The following is a 15,745-nucleotide window of genomic DNA, read 5'->3' as shown; positions in this document are numbered from 1 at the left end:
TGGACACACAGATCGAAGTAAGGAAGTGATACGTATATGAAGGCGGTATTTCAAACGGATGTCGGGAAAATCCGGTCACATAACGAAGATAACGGTGGCGTTTTTATGAATCAAACAGGCGACTATTTAGCCGTTGTCGCTGATGGAATGGGCGGTCATCTTGCTGGTGATGTGGCAAGCGAAATGACGATGACCCAGCTAAAACAGTTTTGGGAAGAGACGGAAGAAATGACGTCCCCACAACAAGCGGAGACGTGGTTAAAAGAACATATTATGAAAGTGAACGAATCGCTTTTTCAACACTCTCAAACGAACGATCATTGTCAAGGAATGGGCACGACGATCGTTGCCGCCATTTGTACAAAACAGTTTGCTACGATCGGGCACATCGGTGATAGTCGTTGTTATTTACTAAACGCAAACGGATTTCAACAAATGACAGAAGACCATTCTCTTGTCAACGAATTAGTGAAAAGCGGGCAACTATCAAAAGAAGATGCGGAATATCATCCACGTAAACATGTGCTATTGCGCGCGCTCGGAACAGAGCAAGTCATTGAACTCGATGTGAAAACGGTCGCTGTCGATGAAGGAGATATGTTATTGCTTTGCTCTGACGGCCTTTCGAATAAAGTGTCTGAACAGACGATGGTAGACGTATTAACGTCGGATCGCTCGCTTGAAGAAAAAGCGCAAGCGTTAATTGATGTTGCAAATGAGCGTGGTGGAGAAGATAACATTACGTTAGCGATCGTACAATTTTTAGATGTGAGTGAAAGTAGGTGATCGCTCGTGCTCATCGGCAAACGATTAAACGGTCGTTATAAAATATTACAACTCATTGGCGGCGGCGGAATGGCGAACGTTTATTTGGCGAGAGATATGATTTTAGACCGAGACGTTGCCGTAAAAGTGTTGCGTTTAGATTTTGTAAACGATGAATTATTTATTAAACGGTTTCGACGTGAAGCACAAGCCGCGACAAGTTTAAACCATGAAAATATTGTTACGATTTACGATGTTGGAGAAGACGACGGCATTTACTACATGGTCATGGAATATGTGCGTGGCTGCACGTTAAAACAATACATTCAACAACGTGCTCCGCTTCCTGTTCAAGAAGCGTTGCGCATGATGGATGAATTAACAGGAGCGATTGCTCATGCTCATCAAAATGGAGTCATTCATCGCGACATTAAGCCACAAAACATTTTAGTCGCAGAAGACGGAACGATTAAAATTACCGATTTCGGTATAGCTGTCGCGTTAAGCTCGACAACGATTACGCAAACGAATTCAGTTTTAGGATCGGTTCATTATTTATCGCCTGAACAAGCAAAAGGTGGAATGGCGACAGAAAAATCGGATATTTATTCGCTCGGCATCGTCATGTTTGAATTATTAACGGGACAATTGCCGTTTTCCGGTGAATCTGCCGTAGCAATTGTGTTAAAACATTTGCAAACGGAAACGCCGTCTGTACGACGATGGAACCCAAACATTCCACAAAGCGTAGAAAATATTGTGTTAAAAGCGACAGCAAAAAATCCGCTGCATCGTTACAATAGCGCATTAGATATGCAAAAACATATTCGCACTGCTCTGTCGCCTGAACGCATCAACGAACAAAAATTTACGTTGCCAACCGAAGATGACGACGAAGAAACGAAAATCATTCCTATTGTGAAGCCGACCGCTTCTCCACCGTCAGAAAAGAAAGAGGACGTGCCTCCTCCAAAAGAAAAGCGATCAAAAAAATGGCTCATTTTATGGGCGGCATTTCTTTTCTTGCTCGTCGGCGCTGGAGTGAGTGCGGTGACGTGGATTCCTGATTTATTTTTCCCAAAAGATGTGACGGTGCCTGATGTGACGAACAAAAATTACGATGATGCCGTGACGGAATTAACGTCGTTAGGCTTAAAAATCGAAAAGACGGTCGAAGAAGAACACGATGACATCGCCGAAGGATTTGTCATTCGTACGAATCCGCAAGCTGGAAAAGTCGTCAAAGCCGGTACAGCAGTGACGATTTACAGAAGTATAGGAAAGAAAAAAGTAGCGTTTCAAAATTATGTTGGTGAGCCAATTGATGACGTTGAGCGACAATTGCGATCGGAAAACTATTTGCTCATCGACAAAAAAGAAGTATATAGCGACGAACCGGCAGGTACGATTATTGAACAATTCCCGCTTCCAGGCGAAAAAGTTGTGCCAGAAGAAACAGAAGTGCGTTTGACGGTCAGCCTTGGACCAGAAAAAATTATTTTAAAAGATTTAACAGGATACACGGAAAAAAGTGTGCGCGATTATGCTGCAGACCAACAGCTGTACGTCATCGTGAAACAGCAATATTCGGATACGGTCGAAAAAGGGCTCGTCATTTCTCAAACACCACAAGCGAACGCGAGATTAGAAAAAGGGGCAACCGTTACGGTCGTCATTTCTCTCGGAAAAGAACCGGTATTGACAAAAAAAGTGATCCAACAGATTGACATTCCGTATGAACCGCCTGTTGATGTAAACGAACCTGTCATGGCAGAATTATATATAGAAGATGAAAACCATTCATTTGAGCAACCGTACAAACGTTATCGTCTAACAAATGATGTGAAAGAGCGTGTAGAATTTGTTATTCAACAAGGAAAACAAGGGCGTTATCGCGTCGTCGTGAACGGCAAGATGGTGTATGAGGGCATCGTTTCATATCCAACTACACCTTAAAAGGAGGGAAGTCATGGCGGAAGGAAAAATTATTAAAGCGTTAAGCGGCTTTTATTACGTGTTAAGTGAAGGGCGAGTGTATCAATGTCGTGGTCGTGGGGTGTTTCGCAAGCGGAACGTGACGCCGCTTGTCGGCGACTACGTTTCCTTTCAGGCGGAAAATGAACGAGAAGGGTACATATTAGACGTATTTGAGCGGAAAAATGAACTTGTTCGCCCGCCGATTGCAAATATCGACCAAGCGATTTTAGTGTTTTCAGCGGTAGAGCCAGATTTTAGCCCGGCATTGCTCGACCGCTTTCTCGTCTTAATTGAAGCAAAGCACATTCGCCCAATTATTGTTGTAAGTAAAATGGATTTAGTAGACGATGAAACAAAGCCACGCATCGAACAATATATTCGCGATTATCGTCAAATCGGATATGATGTGTTAGAAGTGTCGACGAAAACGCGTGCAGGGGTTGAATCATTACTCCCTTACTTCGAAGGAAACGTATCCGTATTTGCAGGACAGTCAGGTGTCGGAAAATCGTCTTTATTAAATGCGTTACGTCCCGACTTGCAGTTAAAAACGGGCGACATTTCTCACCATCTCGGACGAGGAAAACATACGACAAGACATGTCGAATTAATTGAAATCGGAGGCGGTTTCGTTGCGGATACGCCGGGATTTAGCGCATTAGAATTTAACGGAATCGAACTAGAGCAATTGCCGCTTTGTTTTCCTGAGTTTGTTGCTAGAAGCGGCGATTGTAAATTCCGCGGTTGTACGCATACAGCGGAGCCGAAATGCGCGGTGAAAGAGGCGTTAGCATCCGGAGACATTCCTTCTTACCGTTACGAACATTACGTAAGCTTTATCGAGGAAATCAAAGAACGAAAGCCGAGGTATTGAACATGATTAAAATTGCGCCATCGATTTTATCTGCGAACTTCGCTAAACTTGGGGAAGAAATTGTAGACGTAGAACGGGGAGGAGCGGATTACATTCATGTCGATGTGATGGATGGTCATTTCGTTCCGAACATTACTATCGGACCACTGATCGTAGAAGCCATTCGTCCGGTGACGACACTCCCGCTTGACGTTCATTTAATGATTGAACAACCTGATCGCTATATTCCGACGTTTGCGAAAGCAGGAGCAGATTATTTAACGGTGCATGTCGAAGCTTGCCCACATTTACATCGCACGATTCATTTAATTAAAGAACACGGTGTGAAAGCAGGAGCAGCGCTAAACCCGCATACGCCGATAGCGATGATTGAACACATCATAGAAGATATTGACTTAGTTTTATTTATGACGGTCAATCCGGGCTTTGGCGGACAATCGTTTATTCCAGCTGTGCTGCCAAAAATTCGTGCGTTTTCGACACTCGTTCGCGAACGAGGGCTTTCTGTGGAAATTGAAGTAGACGGTGGCATTCACGCTGAAACGGCAAAGCGTTGTGTGCAAGCCGGTGCGAACGTTCTCGTTGCAGGATCAGCCATTTATAATCAAGCTGATCGCGCTCAAGCGATTCGCGCCATTCGTGAGGGTGTGTCATCTTGACACATCCTTCTTTTATAAAGGGGGGATATCGGTTGATTATTCATATTGTTGCAGGTGGTCCGATTCATTTTTTACCTCATTTACAGGCATATGATGGAGATGATGTATATTGGGTAGGGGTAGATCGGGGGGTTCTCGCATTGCTTCATGCCGGCATCATACCAAAACGAGCGTTCGGAGATTTTGATTCCATCAGCGAACAAGAGCTACAACAATTAAAAATGAAATTACCGCACATCGATATATGGCCAGCGGAAAAAGATCAAACCGATACAGACATTGCACTTGAATGGGCGCTTGAACAACAAGCGACAAACATTCGTTTGTTTGGAGCGACAGGCGGACGACTTGATCATTTATTCGGAAACGTTCAGCTTTTGTTTAAAGGAAAAGATGGACAAATTGAGTTAATCGATCGCCAAAATGTCGTAACGCTGTATCGCAGCGGGGAGCATATCGTTGAAAAGCGAGACGAATACACGTATATTTCATTTATTCCTTTGACCCCGATTCGCGCCTTAACGCTTCGCGGATTTAAATATCCGCTCGATGCATGCGATGTGCCGCTCGGATCAACATTATGCGTAAGCAATGAACTCATCCATCATTTTGGTACTTTTTCATTCACTGAAGGCATATTAATGATGATAAGAAGCAAGGATGAAAAATAAACGCTTCGAGGTACGATTTGTGCGGAGATGAATATATTAGTGGAAGAATGTGCACAGTAGGGGAGGGAATGATCGTGAAATTTTATACGATTAAGTTGCCGAAGTTTTTAGGTGGAATTGTTCGGGCGATGTTAAATTCGTTTAAAAAAGGATAAAAGCACCAAATGATTGGTGCTTTTTTCTATTACACACGTTCTACTTTTCCGGATTTTAATGCGCGAGCAGAAACCCAAACGCGCTTTGGCTTTCCGTCAACTAAAATGCGAACTTTTTGAAGGTTTGCTTTCCATGTACGGCGGCTCGCATTCATTGCATGAGAACGAGCGTTTCCGAAAGATTTTTTCTTACCAGTCACAAAGCATTTTGCCATTTTGTTTCCCTCCTCACTTGCCAAACTACGTGCTCAAAACACTACTATAATTTATCATACATAAAAACGGATTGCAATACTTCTGACATACTCTTTCAAGAAAATAACCTTGACATCTGTTTTCTGTTTCGGGTAAATATACTATGGGTAGAAGCTTTTAAAAATAAGCTGAGTATAGTACAATGGCGTTAGCTACCTAATCAGAAAGGGGACTTGAGCGATGTCCATTGAATTACAAACAAAATACGGTCGTGTTGAAATTAGTAACGATGTCATTGCAGCGATTGCTGGGGGAGCGGCAGTCGATTGCTATGGGATTGTCGGCATGGCATCAAAAAATCAATTAAAAGACGGCATTGCTGAAATTTTACGCCGTGAAAATTTCGCCAAAGGAATTGTTGTCCGTCAAGAAAACGACGAAGTGCACATCGATTTATACGTTATCGTTAGCTACGGTACGAAAATTTCTGAAGTTGCACATAACGTACAAACGAAAGTGAAGTATACGTTAGATCAAACGTTAGGTTTATCTGTTCAGTCAATCAACATCTATGTTCAAGGGGTTCGTGTGACGAATCCGTAGTGAGGAGGAACAAGTCTGTGGTCATGACAACATTAGATGGGAAACGCTTTGCACAAATGGTATTGCAAGGCGCGACACATTTAGCGAACAATGCAAAAACAGTAGACGCATTAAACGTCTTTCCCGTTCCAGATGGCGATACAGGGACAAACATGAACTTGTCGATGACTTCTGGGGCGAAAGAAGTGAAAAACCACGTATCGGACCATATTGGAAAAGTGGCGAGCGCATTAGCGAAAGGATTATTAATGGGTGCTCGCGGAAACTCAGGCGTTATTTTATCGCAACTATTCCGCGGATTTGCGAAAGCGGTTGAACAAAAAAGCGAAATCAATAGCAAAGAGTTTGCTGCAGCGCTTGAAGCGGGCGTGCAAACGGCGTATAAAGCGGTAATGAAGCCGGTTGAAGGAACGATTTTAACCGTTGCGAAAGATGCGGCGAAACGCGCTGTTACCGTTGCGAAAAAAGAAACGGACATCGTCACCGTCATGACGGAAGTGTTAAAAGAGGCAAAAGCGTCGTTAAAGCGCACGCCAGACTTACTTCCTGTATTAAAAGAAGTAGGCGTCGTTGACAGCGGTGGACAAGGTCTCGTGTTCGTATACGAAGGCTTTTTAGCGGCATTAAAAGGGGAAACGATTGCGGAATCAGAAACGTTGTCGATGGAACAACTCGTCCGCACCGAACATCACCGCAATGTACAAAGCCATTTGAGCGCAGATGACATTGAATTTGGATATTGTACGGAATTTATGGTGAAATTTGAGCAAGAAAAAGTAGCCAAACATCCGTTTCAAGAAGAAACGTTTCGCCAAGATTTGAGCCGCTTCGGCGATTCGCTTCTTGTGATTGCGGACGATGAATTAGTGAAAGTGCACATTCATGCAGAACAGCCAGGAGAAGTGCTCACATATGCGCAACGTTACGGAAGTTTAATTAACATTAAAATCGAAAACATGCGCGAACAACATGCGAATATTGTCCACGAAAATGTGCCGCAACCGAAAAAGCAAGAACGTCTCCCGTACGGTATCGTTACGGTAGCGATGGGGGATGGCATTGCTGAATTGTTTAAAAGCATCGGCGCTCATGCGGTCATCGAAGGTGGACAAACGATGAATCCGAGCACAGAAGACATCGTCAAGGCGATTGAAGAAGTGAATGCGGAAACGGTATTTGTTTTGCCAAATAATAAAAATATTATTTTAGCAGCTCAACAAGCCGCTTCGGTCGCTTCATGTGATGTTGTCGTCATTCCGTCAAAAACTGTGCCGCAAGGAATGACTGCATTGCTTTCATTTAATCCTTCTGCGACAAAAGAAGAAAACGAAGAAGCGATGACAGAGGCGCTTCATCGTGTAAAAACAGGACAAGTGACGTTTGCTGTCCGCGATACAAATATTGACGGTGTTGAAATTACGAAAGACGATTATATGGGCATTGCGGATGGGAAAATTGTCGTCTCTCACAAAGAGCTCATGCATGTCGTTGAAACGTTACTTTCCCATATCATTAGCGAAGAAGATGAAATCGTCACCATTCTTTCTGGCGAAGATGCGACGGATGAACAAATCGCACATGTCGTTCAATGGATTGAAAAACAATTCCCGGACGTTGAAGTGGAAACACATCACGGCGGACAACCGTTATATCCGTTTATTTTTGCGATTGAATAAAGCGTGTTGCTGTAATTCACATACGATAAAGAAGGGGAACGTTCCCCTTCTTTTTCATGAAGATGACAAAGGGGAGAATAAAAGGTGAAATATCGGAGTGTATTTGACATCATTGGTCCGATTATGATTGGCCCGTCGAGTTCGCATACAGCCGGGGCGGTGCGCATTGGCAAAGTCGCGCGCAATTTATTCGGGAGAAAACCAGCATGGGCGGACATTTTCTTTTACGGTTCATTCGCTGAGACGTATAAAGGACACGGAACAGATGTCGCTATCGTCGGCGGGTTATTAAACTTTGATACGTTTGATGAGCGGATGAAAACATCGTTACACATCGCCAAACAAGAAGGGATCCGCATTACGTTTCATGAAGAGGAAGCGATTCCCCCTCATCCGAATACAGCAAAAATTCGCCTTGGGGATGAAAAAGGGGAGCTCGAGCTTGTCGGCATTTCTATTGGCGGCGGAAAAATTGAAATTATTGAACTAAACGGCTTTGAGCTTAAGCTTTCTGGCCATCACCCTGCACTTTTAATTATGCATAACGATCGTTACGGGGCGATTGCAGGCGTTGCGAACGTATTAGCGAAATACGCCATCAATATCGGCCATATGGAAGTATCGCGAAAAGAAAAAGGAAAACAAGCGCTGATGACAATTGAAGTAGATCAAAATATTGATGATGCGATTGTGGAGCAATTAAAAACGTTGCCACATATTATTGACGTGACAAAAATTGTGGAGTAAAGCGGCGCAAAGGGGAGACAACGATGTTTCGAAATGTAGCAGAACTTGTAGAACGGGCAGAAAGAGAACAAATAAAAATTGCAGAAGTGATGATTCGTCAAGAAATGGAAGTGACCGAGCGTAGCCGAGAGGATATTGTGGCGCAAATGGAGAAAAACTTACAAGTGATGGAACAAGCCGTTATGCGCGGATTGGCGGGCGTTCGCTCTCATTCTGGATTAACAGGTGGCGATGCGACACGCTTACAACAATATATAGCGCGTGGACAATTTTTATCAGGGGAAACGATTTTAGATGCCGTCAGCAAGGCGATGGCAACGAACGAAGTGAACGCGGCGATGGGGATGATTTGCGCGACACCAACAGCAGGATCAGCCGGTGTCGTCCCGGGCACATTATTTGCGGTGAAAGAAAAACTTCAACCAACACGTGAACAAATGGTTGAGTTTTTATTTACAGCCGGTGCGTTCGGATTTGTTGTCGCAAACAACGCATCCATTTCAGGTGCAGCAGGAGGTTGCCAAGCAGAAGTTGGATCAGCGGCAGGCATGGCGGCAGCGGCGCTCGTCGAAATGGCTGGTGGCACGCCGAGACAAGCAGCAGAGGCGATGGCTATCGCTTTAAAAAATATGCTCGGACTCGTCTGTGACCCAGTCGCAGGGTTAGTTGAAGTACCGTGTGTAAAACGAAATGCGATCGGAGCAGCGAATGCGATGATTGCGGCTGATATGGCGCTTGCTGGCATACAAAGCCGCATTCCGTGCGATGAGGTCATTGAAGCGATGTTTCGCATCGGCCAAACGATGCCGGTTGCATTAAAAGAAACTGCACAAGGAGGGTTAGCGGCAACGCCGACTGCGCGCAAATTAGAAGCGCGCATTTTCGGCAAGCCGAATGAGAAACGTGAGTGACGTATTACAACAAACAGTCACAGCGATTAAAGGAATTGGAGAAGAAACAGCCATATCGCTTCATGAAATGGGAATTGATACGATTGAACAACTGTTGTATCACTTCCCTTTTCGTTATGAAGATTACCGCATATGTGCATTAGAAGAAGCAAAACACGATGAAAAAATAACGATTGTCGGCAAAGTGTACAGCGAGCCTACTCTTACATATTATCAACGCAAAAAGTCGCGCTTAACGTTTCGTGTGCTTGTAGACCGTTTTTTAGTGACGGCTATTTGCTTTAACCAACCTTATTTAAAAAAGAAACTGACTTTACACGAGACGGTGACGTTGACAGGAAAGTGGGATAAACATCGCCAAACGATAACCGTACAGCAGCTTCATATCGGTGAAATGAAGCAACAAAAGGAGATTGAACCGGTCTATTCGACGCGTGGCGACTTAACAGTGAAAGGGATGCGTCGCTTTATTGCCCTTGCGTTACAACAATACGGTCATGCGATTGTCGACCCGTTGCCGAACGAGCTGTTGCAAACATATCGGCTCGTATCGAAACGTGATGCGATACGAGCGATTCATATGCCGCTTTCGCACGAGCAGTTGAAACAAGCGCGACGGCGACTCGTTTATGAAGAATTTTTACTTTTTCAATTAAAAATGCAAGCGTTAAAAAAATATCGCCGTGAACAGTCACCGGGCATCGCGCATCGTTTTTCAGATGAACAACTTCAATCGTTTATTCAATCGCTTCCTTTTCCGCTCACGAATGCGCAACAGCGGGTTGTGCGTGAAATTGTTCAAGATTTAAAGTCGCCATATCGGATGAATCGGCTATTACAAGGCGATGTCGGCTCAGGAAAAACAGTCGTTGCGGCCATTGTGTTGTATGCGGTATACGTTTCAGGATATCAAGGGGCATTAATGGTGCCGACCGAAATTTTAGCCGAACAGCACGCCGAATCGCTTCGTGCGCTCCTTGAACCGATGGGCATTCGTGTCGAACTATTGACGAGTTCTGTGAAAGGAAAAAGGCGGAAACAGCTACTTGAACAATTAGCAGCAGGAGACGTTCATGTTGTTGTTGGGACACATGCGCTCATTCAAGATGACGTTAATTTTGCTCAGCTTGGAGTAGTCATTACAGATGAGCAACATCGTTTCGGTGTCGAACAACGGCGCATTTTACGTGAAAAAGGACAATCGCCTGATGTATTGTTTATGACGGCAACACCGATTCCGCGTACCCTTGCGATTACTGCATTTGGAGAAATGGACGTTTCCGTTATCGATGAAATGCCGAAAGGAAGAAAAAAAATTGAAACGTATTGGGTTAAGCACGACATGCTTGAGCGCGTATTTCAGTTTATTGCCAAACAAGTTGAGGCAGGCCATCAAGCATATGTGATTTGTCCGTTGATTGAAGAGTCGGAAAAGCTTGATGTTCAAAATGCGATCGACGTTCATGCGATGTTAACGCACTATTACAAAGGGCGTTATCGCATCGGATTGATGCACGGTCGGTTATCTTCAGAAGAAAAAGAAGAAGTGATGCGTGCGTTTAGTACAAATGATATTCATATTTTAGTATCTACAACCGTTGTGGAAGTTGGGGTAAACGTTCCGAACGCGACGGTCATGGTCATTTATGATGCTGATCGATTCGGCCTTGCTCAGCTTCATCAATTGCGCGGGCGAGTGGGGCGCGGACAAGCTCAATCGTATTGTATTTTAGTTGCCGATCCAAAGTCGGAAACCGGAAAAGAGCGCATGCGCATTATGACGGAAACGAACGACGGATTTGTGCTGTCTGAAAAAGATTTAGAACTGCGCGGGCCGGGCGACTTTTTTGGCACGAAACAAAGCGGCATGCCGGAGTTTCGTCTCGGCGATCTCGTCCACGACTATCGCATTTTAGAAGTGGCACGACAAGATGCAGCACGCCTCATCGACTCTCCTGCCTTTTGGCGGGACGAAAAATACGCCCTTCTTCGCGAACATTTACAACAATCAGGCATTTTAAGCGGTGAAAAATTAGATTAAAAGTGGTTGAAATGTCATCTTGGGTGTTATATACTACTATTAGTACCTAGTAATAATTCGGATGGTGGATCGAAAATGAGAAGAAATAAACGAGAACGGCAACGATTATTGCAAGCAACGATTGAAGAAAACCCATTTATTACAGACGAACAGCTTGCCGAAAAATTTTCAGTCAGCATTCAAACGATCCGCCTCGATCGCTTGGAACTGTCGATTCCAGAGTTGCGCGAGCGCATTAAACATGTAGCTGAGCGCACATTTGCTGACGAAGTAAAGTCGTTGCCTATTGAAGAAGTGATCGGAGAAATCATTGATATACAGTTAGATGAAAGTGCCATTTCGATTTTTGATGTAAAAACAGAACATGTATTTAAACGAAATCAAATTGCGCGAGGACATCATTTATTTGCACAAGCGAATTCGCTTGCGGTAGCGGTCATTAACGATGAATTAGCTTTAACGGCAAAAGCGAACATTCGTTTTATGCGCCCCGTCAAAGAAGGGGAGCGCGTCGTCGCGAAAGCGAAAGTAAAAAACTTAAATGAACATGGGCGCACAGTCGTTGAAGTGAATAGCTACGTCGGTCAAGAGCTTGTCTTTCAAGGAGAATTTCACATGTATCGTTCAAATGTTGTCAAAAAGGATGGAGAAGAAAAATGAAAATCGCAATCGATGCCATGGGAGGCGATCACGCTCCGAAAGAAGTCGTGATCGGTGCACAAAAGGCGATTGAGCATTTTCACGATATTGAAATTACGCTTGTCGGGAATGAGACGCTCATTCGCCCATACATCACAAACGATGAACGACTATCGATCATTCATACAGAACAAGTCATTGAAGCAACAGACGAACCTGTTCGTGCCGTTCGCCGTAAAAAAGAGGCGTCCATGGTATTAATGGCAAATGAAGTGAGCGAAGGGCGCGCTCATGCGTGTATTTCGGCAGGAAATACAGGAGCTTTAATGGCAGCAGGGTTGTTTATCGTCGGCCGCATAGACGGCATTGATCGTCCTGCCTTAGCTCCGACGTTGCCAACGATTGATGGAAAAGGATTTGTGTTATTAGACGTTGGCGCAAACGTTGATGCTCGCCCAGAACATATATTGCAATATGCGTTGATGGGCGCGGCATATGCCGAAAAAGTGCGCGGTGTTGCTCGCCCGCGCGTCGGTTTATTAAACGTAGGAACAGAAGATCAAAAAGGAAATGAATTAGCAAAAAAAGCGTTTCAACTGATTCAAGAGACACCGCTAAACTTTATCGGCAACGTGGAAGCGCGCGATTTATTAGAGGGAGTAGCTGACGTCGTCGTCACGGATGGGTTTACCGGCAACGTGGCGTTAAAAACAATTGAAGGAACGGCGATCGCTGTTTTTTCGATGTTAAAATCGGCGCTGACAAGCGGAGTAGTAAGTAAAATAGCCGCGCTTGTTTTAAAGCCACAGCTTATGCAATTAAAGAAAAAGATGGATTACGCTGAATACGGTGGAGCAGCGTTGTTCGGGTTACGCGCACCTGTCATTAAAGCGCACGGTTCATCGGATGCCCACGCTATTTTTCATGCCGTACGCCAAGCGCGTGATATGGTCGCCAACGAAGTCGTACAAACGGTGAAACAATCGATCGCGGAAATTACAAAATAAGAGGTGCTATGATGGGGAAAATCGCATTTATTTTTCCGGGACAAGGTTCGCAAACCGTCGGGATGGGAAAAGAATGGGCGGAAAAAGATGAGAAGGTAGCATCGATTTTTCGCCAAGCAGATGAACGATTGCAAATGTCTTTGTCACAACTTATTTTTGAAGGACCACAAGACGTATTAACAAAAACAGAAAACGCTCAGCCGGCATTGCTCACGACAAGCATCGCATTTTTGCAAAAAGTAAAAGAAGCAGGCATTCATCCGCATTATGTAGCGGGACATAGCCTCGGAGAATATAGCGCGCTTGTTGCAGCGTCTGTGTTGTCGTTTGCTGACGGTGTATATGCGGTGCGAAAACGCGGAGAATTGATGGAAAAAGCCGTTCCAGCGCGACAAGGGACGATGGCAGCGGTGCTTGGCATGGATGAGGCGACGTTACAGCACATTGTTGATGAAATCACGACGGAATCATCGCCTGTGCAATTAGCGAACTTAAACTGCCCGGGACAAATTGTCATTTCCGGAGCAAAAGAAGCGGTTGAGCGAGCGTCACAACTGGCGAAAGAAAAAGGGGCAAAACGAGTTATTCCACTTGAAGTAAGCGGACCGTTTCACTCCGTTTTAATGAAGCCGGCGGCAGAGCAGTTTTCATCTGTGCTTGACACATTGTCGTTTCAAGAAAGTGCTGTGCCAGTCATTTCAAACGTAACAGCTGAGCCGATGACAAATCCAACGGAAATAAAACAACGTCTTGTTGAACAATTGTATTCACCTGTTCGTTGGGAGCAATCTGTTCAAACGATGATCGATCTTGGTGTACATACGTTCATCGAAATCGGTCCTGGAAAAGTATTAAGCGGTCTAGTGAAAAAAATAAACCGTCATGTCAACGTCTATTCGATTTTTGATGAAGCTTCGTTTGCAGCGACGGTGACTGCGTTGAAAGGGGAATGAAGATGGAAGGAAAAGTAGCGATTGTGACAGGGGCATCACGTGGAATCGGACGTGAAATTGCTTTACATCTCGCTCGCCTCGGTGCAAAAGTAGCGGTCAATTATGCAGGGAGCGAAGCGAAAGCGAATGAAGTTGTTGCACAAATTGTTGCACAAGGTGGCGAAGCGTTCGCTGTGCAAGCCGATGTGGCAAATAGCGAAGCGGTAGAGCGCATGGTGAAAGAAGTGCTTGAGCGTTGGGGGCGCGTCGACATTTTAGTAAACAACGCAGGCATTACGCGCGACAATTTGCTTATGCGCATGAAAGAAGAAGAATGGGATGCAGTCATTAACACAAACTTAAAAGGCGTCTTTTTATGTACGAAAGCCGTCACACGTCCGATGATGAAACAACGTTACGGACGAATTGTAAACGTTGCATCAATCGTTGGCGTGAGCGGCAATCCCGGTCAAGCGAACTACGTTGCAGCGAAAGCAGGCGTCATTGGTTTGACGAAAACAGCAGCAAAAGAACTGGCGAGCCGAAACATTACGGTAAACGCCGTTGCGCCTGGATTTATTACGACAGATATGACAGACCAATTAAGCGAAGAGGTGCGCCAAGCGATGTTGCAACAAATCCCGCTCGCACGCTTCGGAAATCCAGAAGATATTGCCCATGTCGTCGCGTTTCTTGTTTCAGATGGGGCAAGCTATATGACAGGGCAAACGATTCACGTCGATGGCGGCATGGTCATGTAAAAATTCGTTTTATTTTCTGATATAATTCAGTATAATGACTTGAGGGGAGGTGAATAAAATGGCAGACGTATTAGAGCGTGTAACGAAAATCATCGTAGATCGCCTTGGTGTCGAGGAGTCACAAGTGACGCTTGAATCTTCATTCAAAGAAGATTTAGGAGCAGATTCGCTTGATGTCGTTGAGCTTGTTATGGAGTTAGAAGACGAATTTGATATGGAAATTTCAGATGAAGAGGCGGAGAAAATTGTTACTGTCGGTGACGCAGTAAACTACATAAAAAGCCGTCTATCATAATAAGCAAAGTCCCGTTTTGTAAGCGGGGCTTTCTATGCTTTTTACGTTTATAGTTGGGGGTTCATATGCATGTCGAAGCAACGACCGTACGTGAAGTTTAAACAGTTTCAAGAGCAAATTGGCATTTTTTTTCGCGATGAAAAATTGCTCATCCAAGCATTTACCCATTCATCATATGTGAATGAGCATCGAAAGCGGCTACATGAAGATAATGAGCGCCTTGAATTTTTAGGAGATGCCGTCCTTGAATTGACCGTTTCGCAATATTTATTTGAACAGTTTCCGCAAATGAGCGAAGGGGAATTAACGAAACTGCGGGCAGCGATCGTTTGCGAACCATCGCTTGTTACGTTCGCTCATGCGCTATCGTTTGGCGATCTCGTTTTGCTCGGCAAAGGAGAAGAGCTAACGGGGGGGCGAATGCGTCCATCATTGTTAGCGGACGTGTTTGAAGCTTTTATTGGAGCGCTTTATTTAGATCAAGGTATAGAGGCAGTCGTACAATTTTTAGGGAAAACGATGTTCCCGAAAATTCGCGAAGGTGCTTTTTCTCATGTGATGGATTACAAAAGTCAACTACAAGAGCTCGTACAACGTGATGGCAGCGGCATTTTAGAATATAAAATTTTACAAGAACGAGGTCCTGCACATAATAAAGAGTTCGTATCGCGCGTATCGTTAAACGGGGAAGAGCTTGGCGTTGGCATTGGTCGCTCGAAAAAAGAGGCAGAACAACGCGCCGCACAAATGGCATTAGCTAAGCTAAAACAATCACAACAAGGCTGATCCGGTGCGAAAGGACAGCCTTGCTTATTGTTACATCTTTTACATGAAGGG

Annotated in this window: 18 protein-coding genes; 17 read left to right on the top strand and 1 reads right to left on the bottom strand. The window is 44.6% G+C overall.

Annotated elements, in window-relative coordinates; all coding sequences use genetic code 11:
• Positions 1–36: 36 nt before the first annotated feature.
• The 6 genes from K1I43_RS00865 to spoVM all read left to right on the top strand — a co-directional run bounded on the left by K1I43_RS00865 (position 37) and on the right by spoVM (position 5,101).
• A complete protein-coding gene (locus K1I43_RS00865; RefSeq protein WP_019418379.1) occupies positions 37–786 on the top strand; it encodes a Stp1/IreP family PP2C-type Ser/Thr phosphatase in 750 nt (249 codons plus the stop codon).
• Between the two features lie 6 nt (positions 787–792).
• Positions 793–2,721 (top strand): Stk1 family PASTA domain-containing Ser/Thr kinase, encoded by a 1,929-nt coding sequence (gene pknB, locus K1I43_RS00860; RefSeq protein ID WP_019418380.1) that lies wholly within the window; start codon positions 793–795, stop codon positions 2,719–2,721.
• 13 nt (positions 2,722–2,734) lie between these two features.
• Positions 2,735–3,616: a ribosome small subunit-dependent GTPase A gene (gene rsgA / locus K1I43_RS00855; protein WP_009732846.1), complete on the top strand. Its 882-nt coding sequence runs from the start codon at positions 2,735–2,737 to the stop codon at positions 3,614–3,616.
• Positions 3,617–3,618: 2 nt separating this feature from the next.
• A complete protein-coding gene (rpe, locus tag K1I43_RS00850) occupies positions 3,619–4,275 on the top strand; it encodes a ribulose-phosphate 3-epimerase (RefSeq protein ID WP_020424595.1) in 657 nt (218 codons plus the stop codon).
• Between the two features lie 32 nt (positions 4,276–4,307).
• Complete coding sequence (locus tag K1I43_RS00845; RefSeq protein WP_026011811.1) at positions 4,308–4,946, top strand: thiamine diphosphokinase; 639 nt, start codon at positions 4,308–4,310, stop codon at positions 4,944–4,946.
• 74 nt (positions 4,947–5,020) lie between these two features.
• On the top strand, positions 5,021–5,101 hold the full coding sequence (gene spoVM / locus K1I43_RS00840) for a stage V sporulation protein SpoVM (protein WP_003394991.1): 81 nt from the start codon (positions 5,021–5,023) through the stop codon (positions 5,099–5,101).
• 29 nt (positions 5,102–5,130) lie between these two features.
• Here the strand turns inward: spoVM and rpmB are convergent, their stop codons facing one another.
• Positions 5,131–5,316, bottom strand: coding sequence for a 50S ribosomal protein L28 (rpmB, locus tag K1I43_RS00835; RefSeq protein ID WP_003394988.1), 186 nt, complete (start codon positions 5,314–5,316; stop codon positions 5,131–5,133).
• Between the two features lie 220 nt (positions 5,317–5,536).
• On the opposite strand from rpmB, the gene K1I43_RS00830 reads away from it, so the two are divergent.
• The 11 genes from K1I43_RS00830 (at position 5,537) to rnc (ending at position 15,694) form a co-directional block, all read left to right on the top strand.
• A complete protein-coding gene (locus K1I43_RS00830; protein WP_006323120.1) occupies positions 5,537–5,899 on the top strand; it encodes an Asp23/Gls24 family envelope stress response protein in 363 nt (120 codons plus the stop codon).
• Positions 5,900–5,916: 17 nt separating this feature from the next.
• Entirely contained in the window at positions 5,917–7,575 is a 1,659-nt protein-coding gene (locus tag K1I43_RS00825) for a DAK2 domain-containing protein (protein ID WP_019418385.1), read from the top strand.
• 84 nt (positions 7,576–7,659) lie between these two features.
• Positions 7,660–8,322 carry an L-serine ammonia-lyase, iron-sulfur-dependent subunit beta gene (sdaAB, locus tag K1I43_RS00820; RefSeq protein ID WP_009732851.1) on the top strand — a complete coding sequence of 221 codons (663 nt, stop codon included), beginning with the start codon at positions 7,660–7,662 and terminating at the stop codon, positions 8,320–8,322.
• A gap of 23 nt (positions 8,323–8,345) precedes the next feature.
• Positions 8,346–9,233 carry an L-serine ammonia-lyase, iron-sulfur-dependent, subunit alpha gene (gene sdaAA, locus K1I43_RS00815; protein ID WP_009732852.1) on the top strand — a complete coding sequence of 296 codons (888 nt, stop codon included), beginning with the start codon at positions 8,346–8,348 and terminating at the stop codon, positions 9,231–9,233.
• A complete protein-coding gene (gene recG, locus K1I43_RS00810; RefSeq protein ID WP_020424596.1) occupies positions 9,226–11,274 on the top strand; it encodes an ATP-dependent DNA helicase RecG in 2,049 nt (682 codons plus the stop codon). Before sdaAA ends, recG begins: the two co-directional genes overlap by 8 nt.
• 75 nt (positions 11,275–11,349) lie before the next feature.
• Positions 11,350–11,934 carry a transcription factor FapR gene (gene fapR, locus K1I43_RS00805; RefSeq protein WP_026011812.1) on the top strand — a complete coding sequence of 195 codons (585 nt, stop codon included), beginning with the start codon at positions 11,350–11,352 and terminating at the stop codon, positions 11,932–11,934.
• Positions 11,931–12,920 carry a phosphate acyltransferase PlsX gene (gene plsX, locus K1I43_RS00800; RefSeq protein ID WP_019418389.1) on the top strand — a complete coding sequence of 330 codons (990 nt, stop codon included), beginning with the start codon at positions 11,931–11,933 and terminating at the stop codon, positions 12,918–12,920. Before fapR ends, plsX begins: the two co-directional genes overlap by 4 nt.
• An 11-nt stretch (positions 12,921–12,931) precedes the next feature.
• Positions 12,932–13,873 carry an ACP S-malonyltransferase gene (gene fabD, locus K1I43_RS00795; RefSeq protein ID WP_026011813.1) on the top strand — a complete coding sequence of 314 codons (942 nt, stop codon included), beginning with the start codon at positions 12,932–12,934 and terminating at the stop codon, positions 13,871–13,873.
• Complete coding sequence (gene fabG / locus K1I43_RS00790) at positions 13,870–14,613, top strand: 3-oxoacyl-[acyl-carrier-protein] reductase (protein WP_009732857.1); 744 nt, start codon at positions 13,870–13,872, stop codon at positions 14,611–14,613. Before fabD ends, fabG begins: the two co-directional genes overlap by 4 nt.
• A 58-nt stretch (positions 14,614–14,671) precedes the next feature.
• Entirely contained in the window at positions 14,672–14,908 is a 237-nt protein-coding gene (acpP, locus tag K1I43_RS00785) for an acyl carrier protein (RefSeq protein ID WP_003394967.1), read from the top strand.
• Positions 14,909–14,977: 69 nt separating this feature from the next.
• Positions 14,978–15,694 carry a ribonuclease III gene (gene rnc, locus K1I43_RS00780; protein WP_009732858.1) on the top strand — a complete coding sequence of 239 codons (717 nt, stop codon included), beginning with the start codon at positions 14,978–14,980 and terminating at the stop codon, positions 15,692–15,694.
• The last annotated feature ends 51 nt before the right edge of the window (positions 15,695–15,745 follow it).

This window comes from Anoxybacillus sp. ST70 (assembly GCF_019553625.1).
Taxonomy (GTDB): Bacteria; Bacillota; Bacilli; order Bacillales; family Anoxybacillaceae; genus Anoxybacillus; species Anoxybacillus gonensis.
Note: the sequence above shows the minus strand (reverse complement) of the source record. Positions and strands in the feature narration are given on the sequence as shown.